The sequence below is a fragment of the Sphingobium sp. FG11 genome (genome assembly GCF_057809915.1).
Genome location: NZ_JBMDKW010000012.1, coordinates 37,876 through 56,641, shown reverse-complemented (window position 1 = coordinate 56,641; position 18,766 = coordinate 37,876). Strand labels below are relative to the sequence as shown.

Sequence of the window (18,766 nt, the reverse complement as noted above, 5' to 3'; positions counted from 1 at the left end):
CGAGCGGCGGATCATCCCACGCTTGGGGGGGGATTCCTGCCGCCGCTCGAGCCGCCTTGCGCTCACGCGCCGCCGACAGCACCCTCCGAAGCGGACGCATTGTCCTTGCGATAGCAAGCGGCGCGATACGGTTTCCAGGCAAGGAAATAGAACAGCCACATGATCGGCCCCGTCACGCAGGTCGTGACGAGGAGGGAGATGCGGATCGAGTCCGGGCCTTTGAAGAAAGTGTCGGACAGGAAGCCGATGAGAAAGACGCCAAAGCCTGCCCCGACAAGATTATTTGCGAGGTTGAATACCGCCGTCAGCCTCCCGCGAAACGCGGGGGGCGCAGTCATGGGCAGGGAAACGATGACCAGTCCGCTCACACACGCAAGCAGGCTGTAGCCCAGCGCGATGAAGATCGATGCGGTAAGCAGGGAGGATTGAGAAAGCGCCAGAATGAAGAACAGCAGCCCCAGCGGGATTTGCAGAAGCGGAATGAAAAGCAGCAGGTCCCTTCGTCCGTTACGCGCGATACGCTGGGCAAAGACGGACGTTGCAAGGAGTGGCGGCACGCCGAGCAGGATCGCCGTGGAAAAAATATAGCCCGCATGCGTCGCGCTCACGCCGAAGGTGCGGATGAGATGGGTGGGATACCAGGACAGGGCGGCATATAATATGAGGCTGGCGAGAGCGTTGCCGATCAGGATGGGAATGAAGAACTGCATCGCCTCGCGTCGGGCGGCGAAAATGCCGAATCTTTCCGGGTCGGACTCCGCCACCGCCTGGGACACTGCGGCCACATGGCTGCGTCGCGGTTCCCGAATGGTGAACAGCACCAATATGGCCAGCAGCAGGCTGGGAAGTCCCACCACGACAAGCGAAAGGCGCCAGGGTGCGAGTGCTGCCAAGCCCAATGTTCTGGCCAGGCTACCGTCACTGGCCCAGCCGAGGATGGCGCCGCCGGCGAGATAGCTCAGCAGGATGCCTACGGTGGCTGACGAGACATATAGCGCGGTCGGCGTCGACCGTTCCTCCTTCGCGAAGAGATCGCCGATCATGGAAATCGCAACCGGGGACAGCACGGCTTCACCGAGCGCCAGCCCCATGCGCAGGGCAAACAGCATTCCGAACGACGTCGCGAAACCGGACAGGATCGTGCAGATGCTCCAGATCGTCACGCCCACGACCAGATATGTCTTGCGATGGCCCCGGTCCACCAGCCACGCGAGCGGCAAGGCGAAGGCCGAAAAGAAAAAGGCGAAGGCCGGTCCCATGAGCAGCCCGATTTGCGTGTCGGTCAGGTGAAAGCCGGACTTGATCGGCTCCACCATCAGCGTGAGGATAAGCCGATCCAGATAGGACATGATATAAAGCGTGCCGAGCAACGAAACGACATACCAGCGACCACGGAACATTTTTATCCTCCCTCGACCCGGCTTTTTACACATATTTGCCGGCTGCTCATTCACAACATCAGCCGCTATAGCGTGAGAAAAACGCAGTCAGAAATGAGCATCCCTCATCGGCCGTGTTAGCATTATTCGATTGAATCCGGTGGGACATCGCATCCATATGCCCCCTATTCATTAAAGGAGAGCGTGAATGTTCGAGCCAAAAGACTCCAGCGCGCTGACAATGGAACAAAAGATACAAATTCTTTTCGATGAACGCGAAATCCGCAACGTCATATATCGCGACTGTCGCGCCAAGTCCCGCGGCGACGGGGATTTGATGCGCACTTGCTTTTTTGACGATGCGCTAGACCATCACGCGCCTTTCTTCGATCTACCCTTCGCCGAGGTGGCCAACAGGACATCGACCGTCATGGAAGAAATCGGGGAGATGATCCAGTATATTGCGCTTCAGGTGCTGATCGACCTTGACGGCGATGTCGCGCATGTCGAAACCTATGTCGATTCCAACAAGATTTTTCATCAGCGCACCGAAAATGGCGATCAGATCGTTCGATTGTCGGGTTTCCGCAACCTGGATCGGTTCGAACGGCGGAATGGCGAATGGCGGATCGCCGAGCGCTGGTTCATACCCGAATGGGGCTTATTCCTCGAGCAAGGGCCGCTGAAGGAGGCGATCTCCAGCTATGGCGCCGGCACCGAAGCCAATAACGTCCTGTCCAATCAGGCGTTCGTGACCAACGACCCCTTGCCGCGCATTCGCCATGCTTTTGGCAAGGCCGACCCCTCGTATAATGTCTGGTAGAGTTTGGCTCTGCTAGGAGGGTAGGGGTGTCTGGTTCAATCCGAGCCAGACGTTCCGGGCGGCTGCCACCGGGCGATGCTGGCGAAAACTCTTGGCGTCGATTTGATCGTCGCTCGCTAAGGCTACCCCCCACCTGGATCGACCTTCAGTCGCGGGTTCGCAAGGCCCACCAGATGATGCGGACCATCATCGGCCAGCAGCCGCAGGAAAAGCGGCGCTGGAACCCCGGCCGATCCCGCGCCATCAGTCGCTCTGGACGGGGAACCGCTGTTTTGCGGCTCTGCGGCTGCACCTCCGGCGCCTTGATCTTGAGCAGCGTGGTCATGCCGCGCGCCGATCGGGTCGTCCGAAGCCGGCATAGGCATCGAACAGGCGGTGAAAATGTTGGTCCATTGTTATGACCGATGACGCGAATAGTGTCGCGCGTGCCCGATAACAGGTTCGGCCGGACGCAAAGCGCGTGATCGCCTGTGCAAGACTGTCCGCCTGACCGGCCCGATAATGGAGTCCGGCATCACCCTGCGCCTGATCGGACGCGCCGCCTTCGTCCGGTACGATGACCGGCAGGCCGCTCGCCCGGGCCTCTGCGGCGACCATGCAGAATGTCTCCGCCTCGCAACCATGGACCAGCGCATCGGCGCTGGCGAGCAGATCGGCGAGCACCGCGCGGTCCTGTGTCGGCGCCAGCAACTGGACATGCGGATTATGCGTGGCGGCGCGGCGCACGCGAGCGCTGTCCCGCCCGTCACCCACCAGCACCAGGCCAACAGGATGATGATAGCCTGCCGAAGTCGCCGCCTCGATCACCTGCGGCCAGCGCTTTTCGGGCGCATGGCGGCCGACGCCGATCAGCAACGCCGCGTCTGGTGACAGGCCGCAGCGTTCGAGCAAGCGGGCGCGCAACGCCTCGTCGCGCCGTTGGGGAGAGAAGATGCCCGGTTCCACCCCCATCGGCAGGGTTTCCACCCGTGACAATCCCCCGGCCGTCAGACGTTTCGACAGGCTGTCGCTGGCGCTGACGATCAGGTCGAATGCCTGATCCATCCGGCGCAGATGGCGCCAGTACCAGCCGAAACCGCGATCGATAAGGTCGCGCGGCGCGAGCGATCGGAACCAGCGATAGGCGTAGGCGGACAGAGGATCGGCATGCATGATGAGCGCGCGCGGCGCATCCCCCGGCCAGCGCGCCACCATCGCGGCGCTCGACCAGGGGGAGGATGCCTCCACGAGATCCGGCTTCAGCCGGTCGAGCATGGCGTGGAGCGAAGCTTCGTCATCGAAATAATGATAGCGCCGGTCGAGCGGAAAGCGCCGCGCGGGCAGGTTGACGATCCGCCCGCCGTCGCGCTCGACGATATCGGCATTGCTACCCGGAGCCAGGATGATGACCTCATGCCCCGCCTCCGCCCCGGCGCGCAACTTGCGCTCCACATAGGTTTTTACGCCCCCGCCCTGCGGCGCGTAGAAAGCGCAGACATCGACGATGCGCATGGCCTATTTCTCCAGCGGGCCGAAGGAGAGCAGCCCCTTGCGGTAGTTCATGACGATGGATATCCGCGCCGGGCCGGTGCCGACCGAGGCGCTCGCCGCAGCGGCTTTGGGCTTGGAAAAGCCAAGTTTCGGATTGCCCGCGAAGCCGATGCCGTCTGTCGACACGGCGAATTTCCGGTCTCCGTCGCGATCGTGCAGCAGGCTGATGGCATAGGTGCCGGGCGCAGGCGCGCGGATGCAGAGGATGACCGGACCGGATGACGGGACACCGATTTCGACCCGGCGGAATATTTTGCCGGCGGACAGCAGGACATTGTCGTCCGCGAGAAAATCATCGTCCGTCGCCGGATAGAGTTCCAGCTTGAGCCGGCCCTTGCGATCCTTCAGCCCCTTCGCCTCCACCAGAAAGGCCGGCCCATGTTCGTCCGGGCGGCATTGCCCTTCCGCTTTGCCAAGCTCTGGCGAGGACGCGATCATGCTGGCAGCGATCAGCAGGAGCGGGGTCATCGGGCGCGGCCTTCGCGCGCCAGTTCCGTCGCGCCCAGCATGATCCCGACCAGCAGATGCGCCGCCAGGATGAGCGAGGCCATCAGCGCCATGGCCGAAGCAATGGTGTTGCCCGGACCGATCAGGAAGGCGGTCATGCCGGCGAACACCACGTCTTTATTGGGTAGGAAGGGCAGGCGGGACACGAGCTGGCGCAGCGTGCCGAGCAACAGCCACCAGCTTAGGTCTACAGAGGGCAGCAGCATGTGCCACATCGCCGCCGCCAGGACGGTGGTGGCCACGATTCGCAAAAGATGGATTGCGGTCACGCGCCACAATTCCGCGCGGGGCAGGGTGAACAACCTCTTGCCCAGCAGCATCGCCACCAGCGACGTGACGAGGACAAACGCCACCGAACCCAATATGTCCCAACGGCCGGTCCCGATGTCGAGCGCGTTGAAGATCGGCAGCGCGAACGCCACCATCAGCAAGGTCACGACATTGCCCGCGAGCGCCGAAAGGATCGTTACATCCTTGAGCGCTCCGAACGGGGCGGTGGTGATCTGCGCGTTCCGGCGCGCCCAGGCGTAAAAATAGATTTCGCCCATATAGCCGAGCAATATTTCATTGCTGACCAGCTTGCGCAGCAGCGCGCCGAACCCCTCCACCGGAATGGACCAGAGCCGACGGAAGATCACCCATTCGGAAATCGGCGCGGCGGTATAATAGAGCAGGAATGCCGCCCAGAAGGCGAGTGAGGATGGCATCAAACTCCAGAGATGGCGGAAGTCCAGCCCCCGGAACTGATCGAGCGCCACCAGCAGGATGAGCAAGGAAACGATCGGCCCGGCCCAGCGCGTCCAGTTGCGGCCCGAACGGATCAACGGCGCGGGGTCGATAATCTGGCCGAACGGCGCATTGTCGACGAGGCTGGAATGGGCGGGAACAAGGGCATCGGAAACGGACATGCCGGTCATAGACTGCTCTTCGCTAGGAACTCGGCGCTCAGACGACGCCATGCCGATCACGCCTCAGTCGGCGTCGCGCATTTTTTGCCATGCCCGTGGGTCGTGCCTGTGACAGCGAATGCGGAAAGATAGATTTCCGCAGCGTCCTCGATGGTGAAGCGGTGGGCCTGACGTCGGCTCGCCGCCGCGTCCTGCCGCAATGCGCCCGCGTGTCGGATCGCGGTGGCGAGCGCAGCTTCATCGCGTGGCGGGACGATATGGGCGAGCGCGCCCCCGTCCATCATCGCCTCGATACTGCGGCTGCATCGTGTCGTGATAATCGGCAGGCCCGCCGCCAGCGCTTCCAGCAGGACCGCCGGCACGCCTTCATAATCGGATGACAGCAGGAACATGTCCAAATCGGGCAAGCGGCTCGCTGGATCGGGAACATGACCCGCCAGGAGGACCCGGTCGTGCTGGCCGAGCGTGTCGATGAGCGATTGCAAGGCGGCGTGTTCCGGTCCCTCGCCAAAGATGACCAGCCTGTCCTGCGCCCCGGCGCCCACTGCAAAGGCCCGGATCATCAGCGCGAAATTCTTTTGCGGCGCCAGTCGGCCGATGGCTGCAAAGCGATATCCCGCCCGATCCGCGACCGGGCGCCGGGCAGCGCGCAATCTGTCGATCTGACCCCGCGAGAGCGCGGGATCGGGGATGATGGTGATGCGCCCGCGCCCCGGCCGAATGGCAGCGGCGATCTCCGCCTCCATCGGCTGTTCCATGCCGACGAAATGGTCGATCATGCGGCCCTGAATCCGCAGCCACAGCCGGTAGGTCATGCGGATGGGCGGGATCATGTCCATCCGATCGAGGTCATTGCTGATCTTCGCCAGGATCGGAGGGCAGGATTTCCCCAGCATCAGCTTCATGGCCACCGCGACGACCGCGTAGCTGTTGCCCGCGCAGAACAGGATGTCGGGCTTAGTGCGCTGGATAAAGCCGGGCAGCGTGACGATCATCCACAGCGTCTCGCACCAGCCTATGGCGATCGGCGGTGTCCATGGCGTATCATAACGCAGGTCGGCGGCCAGTTCCTCGCGCATCGCGCCCGCACTGCGGCCCATGAAAAGCGGCGCATCGACGCCCAGACCGCGCCAGTGGCGTACCAGTCGAAGGGCGATGCGCTCGACCCCGCCGGGTTCAAAGCTGTGCAGGAAGGTGAGGATGCGCAACGCTGGTCTCGATCGCGGGGTTCAGATGGTCGTAGCGCGCGGGAACATGCGTCCGGCAGAGCCGCCGGAGCGCATCGTCGATGCTCGCCAGTAGCGACGATTGGGTGACGTCGCCCGGATGTACCGCCACGCGCACGACCGGCGCGAACCGCAGGAGCGGGGGCAATATTCGCGCGACGAGGAGCGAGGAGGCAATCCGCCCACGGCTTCGGCTGGCCCAGGTGATGGCGGGGCCACGCGCCCGGATGCGGCCGGATGCCGGATGCCACACCTTCATATGATCTTCGGCCAGCGCGAAACCGGATTGCGCGAGCGCGGCCATCGCCCCCGGTCCATAAAGCCAGGCCGGGGCGATAAAGCCGGAGACGGGGCGGCCGGTAATCCCCTGGATCAGATCGCGCGCGGCCTGCATGCGCGCCAGCGCCGTTCGCTCGTCCAGCCCCAGAAATTCGCCTTCGCCCGCCGTCAGGTGCGTAGCCTTGAACCGCGCCAGCGCGCCCTCATGGTTCGCCATGTCCTTGTGAAACCAGCCATGGGCGAACATGCTGATGCCCATGTCCGACCATGTCCGCAGCCGGGTGGCGAACGGGGTGCCCGGCGTCAGCGGATTTTCGCCCCAATGATCGGGCACGACCAGCATCGCCAGACGATCCGGCGCGACATGGCGCGTGACCCGTTCCAGCAGAAGGTCGACCTCCGCCTCAAAGCGCGGACCAACGTCGTGAATGGAAACAAGCAGCCGACGCATCATGTCAATTTCGTTTGGAAGCCGGCCATCGCCCGCTCATCGATATGCAACAAGCCCTCATCTGCGCCCTATTCATGTCCGGGCCGTGACAATGATTGCTCCATGCCCGAAGCCAAGACGCTGTGCCGCAGCACAACCGCAGTTGCACGCTGAAGGAACTTAAGCCTGGTCCGCCGTCACCAGCTTCGGGCGATGGACAGCGTCATTGTTCGTGGCCTGATCGGGGTGAATTGCTGGTCGTCACGGATCGAAAAGGGATTGCCGAAGGCAAAGCTGTCGCCCGTCACATCCAGCGCATTGTCGAGCCTCACTGCGATCGTCCAGGGGCCTCGCGATAATTCTCCATGGACGGAAACCACGGAATATTCGCCCATCTCGCGATCCAGATCGCTGTCGAAACTCAGCCGCGCGCTTCCGATATAATTGATCTGCGCGGTCGCCTGACCGTCCCAGACCCCAATGGTCAGCGTGCGGGATAGGGACAGGCGACCGCTGAGGCCCGGCGTGACCGGCAAGCGTGTGTCAGTGAGTTCCAGGCCATCCTGCGCGTGGGTCAGCCGCGCGTCCTGCGCCGCGCCGCCGATGGTGAGGCTGGTGCGGGCGTCGATATGCCAATTCGCCGATGCCTCAGCGCCGAATATCCGGCCGCGCCCGGCATTGCGGGTCGATATCAGCCCATTGTCCAGCAGATAGTCCGACTGGATATCGTCCCATCGCACCGCATAGGCGCTGGCCGATAGCGATAGCCGCCCATCGGCGGACGCGCGGCGCATGCCGAGATCGAGCATGTCGAGTTCGTCCGAGTCAAAATGGCCCGATATGGTTGCCCCGGCAGGAGCAAGACCGCCCGGCCGCATCGATCGTGTATAGCGCAGATAGAGGATGCCGCGATCGCCCAGCGACCGGGACAGCGAAGCGCTGGGTGACAGGATGGTCTTGTTGTCCCTGAGCGCGCGCGACCCGGATCGCTCGGCCAGTTCATCGACTGACGTGAAATGGGAAAGGCGCGCGCCCAGCGTCGCGTCGATCGCGCCGAACAACCGCCAGCTGGCTTCCCCGAACAGCGCATATTCGCTCGTTCTGCGGTCGAGCTGCTCGACGATCTGCATCGCCTCACCGCTGCCGGTGACGCCGGATGTGCCGTCGGTTGTGGTACGCAGCAAGGACAGTCCCATCAGCCAGTGATCGATCCCTTCGGACGACAGGCGCAACTCCTGATTGAACAGCGTGTAGGCGCGACTGTCGGAAAAGCGGACGGGACCTGTGAGGCCGAAGCTGGACGCGGCGTCGCTGGCGTCGAGCGCATAGGTCAGGCCATGATCGACATAGCTGGTGGCCGACACCAGCCGAAGGCCGCCGATAGCGCCTTCAATTGTGGCATGCGCCATCTTGAAATCATTGTCGGTCGGTTCGGGCAGCATGTTGGCACGTTTCAGGCTGTGCATGCCATCGACGACATATTGGCTGTCGCGAACATTGAGATCCTGTTGCAGGACGCCGATGTCGACCGTCCAGTCCTGCGCGGGTCGCCAGCGCAGGCTGAGGCGTCCGCCCACCGTCTGCGCGGAATTGCTGTTGTTGCGACCATCCGCATTGTCGATCCAGCCGGCGTTGACGATCCGGTAGCCGACCGCGCGCAGGGCCAGCCTGTCCGTGACGATCGGAATGTTGACGAGGCCTTCGACGCCAGACCCGAACCCGCCATGCTGGACATGTTCGGCGTTAAGCCGGACCGCGCCTGTAAACATATCGAGTTCGGGCTGGCGGGTGACGATATGGTAGATGCCGCCCAGCGCGCCCGATCCGTAAAGCGGTCCCTGGGGACCTTTCAATATTTCGACGCGATCGATGTCGATCAGGCGCAAATCGGGATCGGGCGCGTCGAAGGTCACGCGCGCATCATCGAGCTGAACGGCCACGGTCGACTGACTCTGGCCGTTGAACGGGCTGTCGGCGACGCCGCGGATGAACTGCCGGTTCCGGCCCGGCCCGAGATTGGTCATCGCCAGGCCTTCGGTACTGAACAGGATATCGTTGCTGGAAGCGGATGTCGAACCGCGCCCCATATCGCCAAGCGTCGCGACCGCCACCGACAGGGGGAGCGAGGACAAGGTCTGGCGACGTTTCTGTGCGGTGACGATCAGAGTGGTGAACGGCGCATCGGCCGTTAGCGGGGTAGGGGGCGTGACTACCCGAAGCGGAGGGGCGGGCCTGGGGGCGGTTTCGATGCGGTAGATGCTGCCTAAACGCCGGGCGCGCAGCCCGCTGCCGTCGAGCATCCGGCGCAACGCGGCGTCGGCGGACATGCGCCCTGTCGCGGCGCGCGTGCGAATGCGAGGCATGTCGCCGGGCAGGCCGACGGAAATGCCCGTGATCTGCGAAAAGCGCGTCAGGCTCTCGCCAAGCGGGCCTGCAGGTATGTCGATCGGGTAACTTGCCTCGCGCGCCGCGACGGGCGTCGGACCGCCAAGCTCAGCGAGGAACAGCAGCGATGCGAGCGCCACCTGGTTCGGCAATGACCCGAACCCCCATGACCGCAGCCAGGTCCGCCAGCAGCCTGGACCCGTCGCCGATGACCAGCGTCCCCGAAAAATGCGATGCCTCCAACGATGGGTCGATCCTGATGGATTTGCGCGCATAGCGGGAAATATCCGCCGCGACGAGCGAAAGCGGAGCATCGCTGTAGGAAAGACGCCCTGAACGCCAGCTTCCCACGTCACCCTTCGCCACGGGCGAGAGCGTCACAGCGTCACCATTAGCGATCAGCTGGTGCCCGGCCGAAACCTGGATCGCCTGCTGAACGGCGGGCGACGAAACCGCAATATGTCCGCTCGAAACGCCGACGCGAAAGGCGCTGCCGCCGACGGTCACCGCAAAATGGGTGCCTATGTCGGAAATGCTGTAGCCATTGGCCGACACCGTAAGCGATCGGGCCGGATCATGACGGACGTCGAAAAACGCTTCGCCGCGCGTCAGCTCGATATGCTGCGCATCCTTGCCATGAACGACGATCCCGCTCGCCGGCGACAGGGTGACGTTCACGCCGTTCGCCAGGGCGACCGTCCGGCTGGCGCTGGCACCGGCGCTGTAGCTTTGGTCCATCTGCTGCGGGCTGAACATCGGGATCGCCACCATCAGTGCGATGGCGGCGGCAAGGCCCCCGGCGCCATAGCCAAGGATACGCCGCACGCGCGGTCGCGGCATATGTTGTTCCCCGTGGTCGCTCAATAGTGGCGCGATGGCGGTCCTGTGCTCATCCACGGCTGCCGCAACCAGTGCGACGGAATCGAAGGCGATGCGATGACGCGGGTCCGCCTCCAGCCATGCCATATAGCTGTCCCAGTCCGCATCATCCTGTTGCAGCGCCGCCTGCCAGGCCACGGCCTGGTCGAGCATCGCTTCGTCCATGTCCGACCGCGCCGTCATGGCGAGTCCTTTCTGTGGTCCCTGTGCCGATGGATAGACGTCATGCCCATGTCCGACCTCAGCCCGTCAATGCGCGTCTGAGATATTTCATGGCGACCGCCATATGCTTTTCCACGCCGCTTTTGCTGATGCCCAGCCTGTCCGCTACCTCCGCATGGCTCAACCCCTCGATCTTGTGCAGTTCGAACGCGCGGCGCGCGCCTTCGGGCAGGTTGGCGATCGCCGAAACGAGCGTGGCGATTTCCTCGCGGTCCAGCATCTCCTCCTCGGCGGTCTTGCGCCGGTCCGCAGGCTCGACTCCCGCAGGCGCAAAGTCCGTGGTCGTGTCGGACCACCGCCTGTCGCGCTCCATACGGCGCTGACGGGCGCGCAGGCGATCGACGATCAGGTTCTGCGCCATGCGAAAAATATAGGCTTTGCCGCTGATGACCGGACCGGCGGGCTGCTGCCTGACCTTGATCCATAATTCCTGCAACAGGTCTTCCGCTTCGACCGGATCGCCTGTTCTGGCGAGGAGCAGGCGCAGGAGTTCGGCCCGATGCACCCCATAGGCGACTTCCAGCCCATCTTCGTCCGCCGCATCCATATCCTCTGTTTGCAGGCTATGGACCGATTGGGAAGGTCTTATTTGAGAGCGTCGCCGGGCGGGTGGCTGTCTTGAAAGGGAGGGCATCTATCGGCGTGACTCGTACGGGCAAAGCCACTATGGACCCGCGCCAATGCCGTTGATCCGCGCCTTTTTTGCCCGCCACCGCGCGCTTGCCATCTTTTTGGTGACGGTCATGCTGTGCATGAAGGCGGCGATCCCCACCGGCTATATGATCGTTCAGGATGCCAAGGTCCTGACGGTGCAGATTTGCGCCGACGCCACCGGCCAGCTCATGACGACGCAGATCGCCGTGCCGATGGAGGGCAAGTCGGGCGGGCAGCAGAAGGATCATGGCAAGGGAGAGGGCATCTGCCCCTATTCCGCCCTGTCCATGGCATCGACCGCCGGCGTCGACGCGATATTGCTCGCGATCGCGATCGCGCTGATATTGGCGATCGGTTTCGCGCCGCTCCTGCGAAGCCCCGGCTGGCGGATAGCCTATCTTCGGCCCCCGTTGCGCGGGCCACCGGCGCTGATCTGACGCCGCGACCGCACAGGCGGCCGTGGCTCCACTTCATGCTCCATATGCGAGCGGCACGTGCGATCCGACGCGCCCCGTCGGCTCGCCCATATTTACGAACAGGGACATTTCCCATGCGCATATCCATCATCGCGCTCGCGGCCGCCGGGCTGGCCGCGACGCCAGCCCTCGCCGACGACACAGAGAGCGGCAAAGACCCGATCATCGTCAACGGTCAGCGCCCCGGCGCCACCATCGAGCAGGCGCCGTCCACGCATGTCGCCGTAACCCAGGACGGAATCGCCCGCACGATCAACGCCGTCAGCGTCGAGGACACGATCAAATATTTGCCCAGTCTCGTCGTGCGCAAACGGCATATCGGCGATAATTTCGCGCCCATCGCCACCCGCACCTCGGGCCTCGGCGCGTCGGCGCGCAGTCTGATCTATGCCGACGGCGCGCTACTGTCGGCGCTGATCGGCAATAATAATGGCAATGGCAGTCCGCGCTGGTCGCTGGTGACGCCCGAAGAGATTGAGCGGATCGACATTCTCTACGGTCCTTTTTCCGCCGCCTATTCGGGCAACAGCATCGGCACCGTCGTCAACATCACCACTCGCCTGCCCGACAAGCTGGAGGCGCGCGCCACCGCTCTCGTCAACGTGCAGCAATCCAGCCTGTACGGCACGAACCGGACATTGCCGACGCGGCAGTTTTCCGGCTCCATCGGCGATCGCTTCGGCCCGCTTTCGCTGTTCGGCAGCGTGACGCGCACGACCGCGAACAGCCAGCCGGTCAGCATCATCTCGATCGCCGGCAAAGCCAATCCGGCTGGTACGACCGGCGGCTTTGCCGACGTCAACCGGATGGGTTTGCCAATCCGCGTGCTGGGCGCTGGCGGGCTGGAGCATCATGTGCAGGATACATGGAAGCTCAAGGCCGCGCTCGATCTGGGGGCGGGGGTCAGCCTGCGCTATGTGCTCGGGCTTTGGACGGACGACACGCGCGGCACGGTCGACACCTATCTGCGGGACGCTGCCGACGCACCGTCCTATGTCACCGGCACCAATGGCGTGACGACGGGCTTCAACTCCGCCGTCTACCGGCGCGAAGCCCGCCATATGTCCCACGCGCTCTCGCTTCAGGGCGATGCGCCCCGGCTCGACTGGCAGATTATCGGCACGGCCTATGATTATGCGCGGGACCGGCAGGCCAATCCTTCGGCGGCTACCAGCGGCGCGAGCGTGAACCGGCTGCCCGCCGCCTTTGCCGGCGGTCCCGGCACGATCCAGCGACAGGACGGCACCGGCTGGCTGACGCTGGATGCCAAGGCTGCGCTGCACCTGGGATCGGACGATGCGCATATCGTCAGTGTCGGCGGCCATGCCGATCGCTATACGCTCAGGGCCGCGACCTATCTGGCGTCGAACTGGCTGGAGGACGCGACGCAAGGCGCGCTCAGCACGGCGTCGCGGGGGCGCAGCCGCACCCTCGCGCTGTGGGCGCAGGATGTGGTGAAGCTTGGGCCGCAAGTCTCGCTGACTCTGGGCGGGCGGCAGGAATGGTGGCGGGCCTGGGATGGCTTCAATCTCGTCGCGTCGGGGGCGTCCGTTATCCAGCCGGAGCGCCGCTTTTCCGGCTTCTCGCCCAAGGTGTCGCTCGAATGGCGGCCGGACCGCGCGTGGAGCGCGCGCCTGTCGCTGGGGCAGGCATGGCGCTTGCCCACGGTCGGCGAACTCTACCAGGCGACGTCCATTGGCACCTTGCTGACCAATCCTAACCCCGACCTGCGGCCCGAACGCGCCCGATCCGCCGAACTGGCGATCGAACATCGGGTCGATCGCGGATCGGTACGCCTGTCCCTGTTCAACGAGATCGTGGACGACGCGCTCATATCACAGGCCGCCCTCGTCGGCGGCACGGGGGTCAGTACGACCTTCGTCCAGAATGTCGATCGCACCCGGGCGCGGGGCGTGGAACTGGCGATCGACCGGCGCGACATCGTGCCGCGTGTCGATTTGCAGGCGAGCCTTACCTATGCCGATGCGGTCGTCAGCCGCAACAGCGTCTCTCCGAACTCCGAAGGCAAATTATTGCCAAGCGTGCCACACTGGAAGGGGACGGCGGTGCTGACCTGGCGACCAAGCGATCAGGTCGCGCTGACCACTGCCGCTCGCTATGCCAGCCGCAATTATGCGACGCTCGAGAACAACGACGTCGTGGGCAACACCTATCAGGGCTTTTACAAATATCTCGTCATCGACGCGCGAGCGCAGTTCCGCGTGACCGACCAGTTCAGCCTGGCGCTGGGCGTCGATAATCTGGGCAACCAGAAATATTATCTATTCCACCCGTTCCCGCAGCGTTCGTTCACTGCCGAAGTGAACTGGAAACTCTAAGGGCCTGTCTCGAAATGCGCTCTTTCGCGCATTTCGAAATCAGCCTCTAAGGCGGCGGGACAGGCCTTGCATCTGGTCGTGCAGGGCCTGCGCGGCGACTGTCGCACCGTTGATCGTCACTCAAGGGCGCCTCGCGTCATATGCGAAAAACTCCATGGAAAATGACTTCAGCCTGACATAGTTGAGCGCGAAAGAGGGCGGGGACAGCCAAAGTTGCGGACACGGAACGGGGAGCCGGGTACGCGCGAACAACGGAGAGTGACGTGACCATCCTCACGATCGATTTCGAAGCGTCGTGCCTGCCTCGCCATGGACGATCCTTTCCGATCGAGGTCGGCATCGCCGGGCCGGCAATAGTGCGCAGCTGGCTGATCCAGCCGGGCGAGGACTGGGCCGACTGGGACTGGACGGATGAGGCGCAGACTCTCCATGGTCTCAGCCGCGACCGGATCGCGCGCGAAGGCCAGCCGGCGGCAGTAGTGATAGGCGAACTTGCCGCCCTCGTGGCCGGTCATCGCGTCGTCGCCGATAGCGTGCTCGACCAATATTGGCTGGAGACGCTTGCCATGGCCGCCCGCGCGCCCGTGCCCTTCGCGATCGATCATGTCGCCATGTTGCTGGATGAGCGACACATCGGGGAATCCGCCATCATGGCGGCGGTGGCCTTCGCCGATGCGAATCATCCCGCCCGCCATCGTGCCGCCTGCGATGCGCAATGGCTTCAGGCGGTGGTGGCCCATGCGCTGGGGGACGTGATCGGCGAACCGATCATGCCGCGTCTCTACATGGCGGAATCCCTCTGCTAAGAGGCTGTCTGGAAATGCCTTTGGCGCATCTGCACCGGCTTTCACCCCCAACCCGGCCGCCCATTCAGGATACACTCTGTGGGCGGTCGGGTGGGGGTGAGGGCCGGTGCGGCCTTAGAAATGCGCTCTTTCGCGCATTTCGAGACAGCCTCTAGGCGCGGGACGCTTGTTTGCTGCCAGCAATGATTTGTTACGGACGGCAAATAGCAGAGACAATCACGCCGCCTAAATCCTGCGAGACCGACCGGCAGATTGCCGAGCATTTCCGGTCGCAAAGGAGAAACCCCATGTTCCTGAGCCTCGCATCGAGCATTGCGCTCGCGACGCTGTCGAGTCCTGTGCACAGCGCCCAGATCGACCATGCGTCCAACGCCTACACCGCCGACTACCAGACCCGCTCCACGCTTCATCTGGATCAGGTGCATGCCGTCCATCCGATGCGTGAAGTGCAGCCGCGCTGCCGCTGGAAGGCCGACCTCGTCGTTCATCGCGCCGTCGAGGGGCGGGGTGCATCCGTTGCCGCGCTGAGCAAGTCGATCCATCATTTCGCGCCGCTGGCCGACACCTATGCCGGCAGCTGCGCCAGCGCGCGTCCGCAGATCGAGGCCGCCGTCGCTCGCCACACGCGCGCCCACGCAACCGAAGCCGCCGCCGTCGCTCGCCAGGATGGCGCCGTGCTTTCGAGTGAACTGGACAGCATCCATGCGCTGACCGTCAAGGGCGGATGAGTCCACCCCTGATCCTGCTGGCGGAGCGGCAGGGGGATGCCCGCCCGGAGGTGCGGCAATCCCTGGAGCAGAGCGGCTTTCGCGCTCTGCCTGCCGCCTCCGCCTCCGACATCTGGCGCGCCATGGATGAAATGGCCGTGGGCGCGGTCGTGCTCGACACGGATCTGCGCGGGGCCGATGGTCGGAACTTGTGCCGCGACGTGCGCGAGCGCAGCGACGTGCCCCTCATCCTTGTGGGTGCGCATAGCAGCGAAGTCGACCGGGTGGTTGGACTGGAGCTGGGAGCGGACGACTATATCGCCAAACCCTATTCCACGCGCGAACTGGCGGCCCGATTGCGCGCCGTGCTGCGCCGCCGCAGACGCGCGGAAACCATCGCCTCGCCGCGCCAGAATGAAGCGCATTTCGACGGCTGGGTCGTCGATTTCGCCCGTCGCGAACTCCGCGATCCCGCGGGCGCGATCGTCGACCTGACGGCGGCGGAATTTTCCCTGTTGGCAGTCATCATCGATCAACCTCAACGGGTGATCGCCAGAGTGCGTCTTATGGAAATGGCCGGAGTCCGGGCCGCTCCCTCCTCCGATCGAAGCATCGACGTGCTTATCAGCCGCCTGCGTCGCAAGCTGACCCATCAGGGTGCGAATGCCCCGATCGTCACCGTGCGGGGTGCCGGTTACATGTTCAGCGCCGCCGTCATCTGGCGCTGAACAGTCCAGACATGCTTTTTAACAAAAGCGCTGCGTCGCAGCAAAGCCCGATCCCTATTCTTGTCTGACCCCGCCGGTCCGCCCCCGACCGGCTCAGCCCAAGGATGGATTTATGAACGAGCTTATCGGTCGCGTCTTCCATTTCGAGAAGCATGTATTCCCGAACCAGAGCGCGCTTTACAACCGGCTCGCCAGCGACGGGCAAAGCCCCAAGGCGCTGATGATATCCTGCGCCGATTCCCGCATCGTGCCCGAACATATCATGCAGGCCGACCCCGGCGACCTGTTCGTCTGCCGTAACGCCGGCAATATCGTGCCCCCGCATGCCAGCCAGCTGGGCGGCGTGACCGCGACGGTCGAATATGCCGTCATGGTGCTGGGCGTACGCGACATCATCATCTGCGGTCATAGCGATTGCGGCGCGATGAAGGCGCTGGCCACCGACGCCGACCTCAGCGCAATGCCCAATGTCGCCGCCTGGCTGCGCCATTCCCATGCCGCGCAGAAACTGTGCCGCGAAAATTATCCCGCCGACCTTAGCGATGCGGACAAGCTGCGCAACATGGCGCTGGAAAATGTCGTGGTGCAACTGGCGCATCTGCGCACGCATCCCTCGATCGCATCGGGCATCGCGCGCGGCGAGATTGCGCTGCACGGCTGGTATGTCGATATCCATGCGGGTCAGGTTCTGGGCCTGGATGGCGAAAGCGGGCGGTTCATGGCGCTGCGCGAGGATGCGCCGCTGCCCGTCGCGCTTCCCCATGCCCGCAGGCTCGCCGCCGACGTCGATTATTTGCAGGCGGCGGAGTAAGCCCATGGTCAAGGCCCTTTCCGGCGGCACCTTCAGCCGCGACTTCACGGCGTCGATCGTCGTTTTTCTGGTGGCGATGCCGCTGTGCATGGGCATTGCCATCGCGTCGGGCGTGCCCCCGGAAAAGGGCCTGATTACCGGCATCATTGGCGGCCTCGTCGTCGGCCTGCTGGCGGGATCGCCGCTTCAGGTCAGCGGGCCAGCGGCCGGCCTAGCCGTCATCGTGTTCGAAATCGTCCGCGATCACGGCCTGTCCGCGCTCGGCCCGATATTGATCCTGGCCGGCGCGATCCAGGTCGTCGCCGGTATATTGCGCGTCGGCGGATGGTTCCGCGCCATTTCACCGGCGGTCGTACACGGCATGCTCGCCGGGATCGGCGTGCTGATCGTGGTCGGCCAGTTCCATGTCCTGTTCGATCACAAACCCTTGCCGAGCGGCCTTTCCAATCTGGTGGCCATGCCCGGCAAACTGCTGGGGCTGGGCAATCAGGATATGGCGACGGCCTTCGCGGTCGGCATGCTGACCATCGGATCGATGCTGGGGTGGGAGAAGCTCCGTCCGGCTTCGATGAAGCTGGTCCCCGGCGCGCTCGTCGGCGTGCTGGTGGCGACCATCGCCGCCTTTGCGCTCGGCCTGCCGGTGGCGCGCGTAACGGTGCCCGAATCCATCGTCGCCGCGATCAGCCTGCCCGAAGAGGGCCTACTGGCGCAGCTTTTCAACCCGGCGATCCTCGCGACCGCGCTCGCCATCGCTTTCATCGCTAGTGCGGAGACTTTACTGTCCGCCGCCGCCGTCGACCGGATGCATGACGGCCCGCGCACCGACTATAACAAGGAATTGCGCGCGCAGGGCATCGGCAATCTGCTGTGCGGTTTTGCCGGCGCATTGCCGATGACCGGCGTCATCGTGCGCAGTTCCGCCAATGTGCAGGCAGGCGCGGTGACTCGCCTGTCCACCATCCTGCACGGCGCGTGGATACTGGGCTTCGTCGCCCTGCTGCCATGGCTGTTGCGCGAAATCCCGATGGCGGCGCTGGCGGGGATATTGGTCGTGACGGGCGTGCGTCTCGTCAGCTTCGATCATGTCCGTCACCTGATGCACCAATATGGTCCCTTGCCCGCGATCGTATGGGCGGCGACGCTCATCATGGTGGTGGCGACCGACCTTCTGACCGGCGTGCTGGTGGGCCTTGCGCTGTCGCTGGTGGAGTTGATCCCGCACATGCGCAGGCTGGGCCTCCGGCTCGAGGAAGGAAGTCAGGGAGACACGCATGAAATGGCGTTCAGTGGATCGGCGACCTTCCTCACCCTGCCGAAATTGTCGGCACGGCTGGAAGCTGTCCCCAGCCGAGCGCTGGTGATCCTCAATCTCGAACGGCTGGCGCACATCGACCATACGAGCGCGGAGATGTTGCGCGAGTGGGTCGATCGTCGCCGTAGTGCAGGCACCACCGTCGAGCTGTTCGGGGCCACCGACAAAATGCGCAAGCTGGTCACTCAGTAAATGCGACATGTTGTGCATCGATATAGAAATGATTGAGCAACAATCAGAACAGATTGAGACAAGAACAGTGCTCGAAATATCACGACTTAACGCAAAGGAATAACTAAGCGAAAATGCAGCTTGAGCATGCTGCATTGCACAATAATGATGAGGCCGTCGCCCATATTCATGAC

18 protein-coding genes are annotated in these 18,766 nt (G+C 63.8%); 8 read left to right on the top strand and 10 right to left on the bottom strand.

The annotated features are described in order from the left end of the window. Nucleotides 1-62: 62 nt before the first annotated feature. Nucleotides 63-1,400 (bottom strand): MFS transporter, encoded by a 1,338-nt coding sequence (locus ACODSN_RS11665; RefSeq protein ID WP_489055568.1) that lies wholly within the window; start codon nt 1,398-1,400, stop codon nt 63-65. Between the two features lie 187 nt (nt 1,401-1,587). Here ACODSN_RS11665 and ACODSN_RS11660 point away from each other — a divergent pair, with 187 nt between their 5' ends. Continuing rightward, nucleotides 1,588-2,202, top strand: a complete 615-nt coding sequence (locus ACODSN_RS11660; protein WP_489055566.1) for a nuclear transport factor 2 family protein — start codon at nt 1,588-1,590, stop codon at nt 2,200-2,202. A 145-nt stretch (nt 2,203-2,347) separates the two neighbouring features. Here the strand turns inward: ACODSN_RS11660 and ACODSN_RS11655 are convergent, their stop codons facing one another. From ACODSN_RS11655 to ACODSN_RS11615, 9 genes are all read right to left on the bottom strand, one after another. Next, a complete protein-coding gene (locus tag ACODSN_RS11655) occupies nt 2,348-2,527 on the bottom strand; it encodes a hypothetical protein (RefSeq protein WP_489055564.1) in 180 nt (59 codons plus the stop codon). Then, nucleotides 2,524-3,693, bottom strand: a complete 1,170-nt coding sequence (locus ACODSN_RS11650; protein WP_489055562.1) for a glycosyltransferase — start codon at nt 3,691-3,693, stop codon at nt 2,524-2,526. Before ACODSN_RS11650 ends, ACODSN_RS11655 begins: the two co-directional genes overlap by 4 nt. 3 nt (nt 3,694-3,696) lie before the next feature. After that, a complete protein-coding gene (locus tag ACODSN_RS11645) occupies nt 3,697-4,200 on the bottom strand; it encodes a DUF2141 domain-containing protein (protein ID WP_489055560.1) in 504 nt (167 codons plus the stop codon). Continuing rightward, nucleotides 4,197-5,156, bottom strand: a complete 960-nt coding sequence (locus tag ACODSN_RS11640; RefSeq protein WP_489055559.1) for a hypothetical protein — start codon at nt 5,154-5,156, stop codon at nt 4,197-4,199. Before ACODSN_RS11640 ends, ACODSN_RS11645 begins: the two co-directional genes overlap by 4 nt. Before the next feature lie 47 nt (nt 5,157-5,203). Beyond that, on the bottom strand, nt 5,204-6,355 hold the full coding sequence (locus tag ACODSN_RS11635; protein ID WP_489055557.1) for a glycosyltransferase: 1,152 nt from the start codon (nt 6,353-6,355) through the stop codon (nt 5,204-5,206). Then, nucleotides 6,324-7,103: a DUF2334 domain-containing protein gene (locus ACODSN_RS11630; RefSeq protein ID WP_489055703.1), complete on the bottom strand. Its 780-nt coding sequence runs from the start codon at nt 7,101-7,103 to the stop codon at nt 6,324-6,326. Before ACODSN_RS11630 ends, ACODSN_RS11635 begins: the two co-directional genes overlap by 32 nt. Before the next feature lie 176 nt (nt 7,104-7,279). Next, nucleotides 7,280-9,619, bottom strand: coding sequence for a TonB-dependent receptor (locus tag ACODSN_RS11625; protein WP_489055555.1), 2,340 nt, complete (start codon nt 9,617-9,619; stop codon nt 7,280-7,282). Next, nucleotides 9,576-10,529 (bottom strand): FecR family protein, encoded by a 954-nt coding sequence (locus ACODSN_RS11620; protein WP_489055553.1) that lies wholly within the window; start codon nt 10,527-10,529, stop codon nt 9,576-9,578. Before ACODSN_RS11620 ends, ACODSN_RS11625 begins: the two co-directional genes overlap by 44 nt. A 58-nt stretch (nt 10,530-10,587) precedes the next feature. Further along, nucleotides 10,588-11,115 (bottom strand): RNA polymerase sigma factor, encoded by a 528-nt coding sequence (locus tag ACODSN_RS11615; protein ID WP_489055552.1) that lies wholly within the window; start codon nt 11,113-11,115, stop codon nt 10,588-10,590. 133 nt (nt 11,116-11,248) lie between these two features. Between ACODSN_RS11615 and ACODSN_RS11610 the strand changes: the two genes are divergently transcribed. From ACODSN_RS11610 to ACODSN_RS11580, 7 genes are all read left to right on the top strand, one after another. After that, on the top strand, nt 11,249-11,659 hold the full coding sequence (locus tag ACODSN_RS11610; protein ID WP_489055550.1) for a hypothetical protein: 411 nt from the start codon (nt 11,249-11,251) through the stop codon (nt 11,657-11,659). A 113-nt stretch (nt 11,660-11,772) separates the two neighbouring features. Further along, entirely contained in the window at nt 11,773-14,037 is a 2,265-nt protein-coding gene (locus ACODSN_RS11605) for a TonB-dependent receptor (RefSeq protein WP_489055548.1), read from the top strand. Nucleotides 14,038-14,300: 263 nt separating this feature from the next. Beyond that, nucleotides 14,301-14,843 carry a hypothetical protein gene (locus tag ACODSN_RS11600; RefSeq protein ID WP_489055547.1) on the top strand — a complete coding sequence of 181 codons (543 nt, stop codon included), beginning with the start codon at nt 14,301-14,303 and terminating at the stop codon, nt 14,841-14,843. 287 nt (nt 14,844-15,130) lie between these two features. Continuing rightward, nucleotides 15,131-15,571, top strand: a complete 441-nt coding sequence (locus ACODSN_RS11595) for a hypothetical protein (protein WP_489055545.1) — start codon at nt 15,131-15,133, stop codon at nt 15,569-15,571. Then, nucleotides 15,568-16,278 carry a response regulator gene (locus tag ACODSN_RS11590; protein ID WP_489055543.1) on the top strand — a complete coding sequence of 237 codons (711 nt, stop codon included), beginning with the start codon at nt 15,568-15,570 and terminating at the stop codon, nt 16,276-16,278. Before ACODSN_RS11595 ends, ACODSN_RS11590 begins: the two co-directional genes overlap by 4 nt. A 112-nt stretch (nt 16,279-16,390) precedes the next feature. Next, the gene (locus ACODSN_RS11585; protein WP_489055542.1) at nt 16,391-17,089 is read left to right on the top strand and encodes a carbonic anhydrase; all 699 of its coding nucleotides are present in this window, start codon (nt 16,391-16,393) and stop codon (nt 17,087-17,089) included. A 4-nt stretch (nt 17,090-17,093) separates the two neighbouring features. After that, the gene (locus ACODSN_RS11580; protein WP_489055540.1) at nt 17,094-18,593 is read left to right on the top strand and encodes a SulP family inorganic anion transporter; all 1,500 of its coding nucleotides are present in this window, start codon (nt 17,094-17,096) and stop codon (nt 18,591-18,593) included. Nucleotides 18,594-18,766 lie beyond the last annotated feature (173 nt).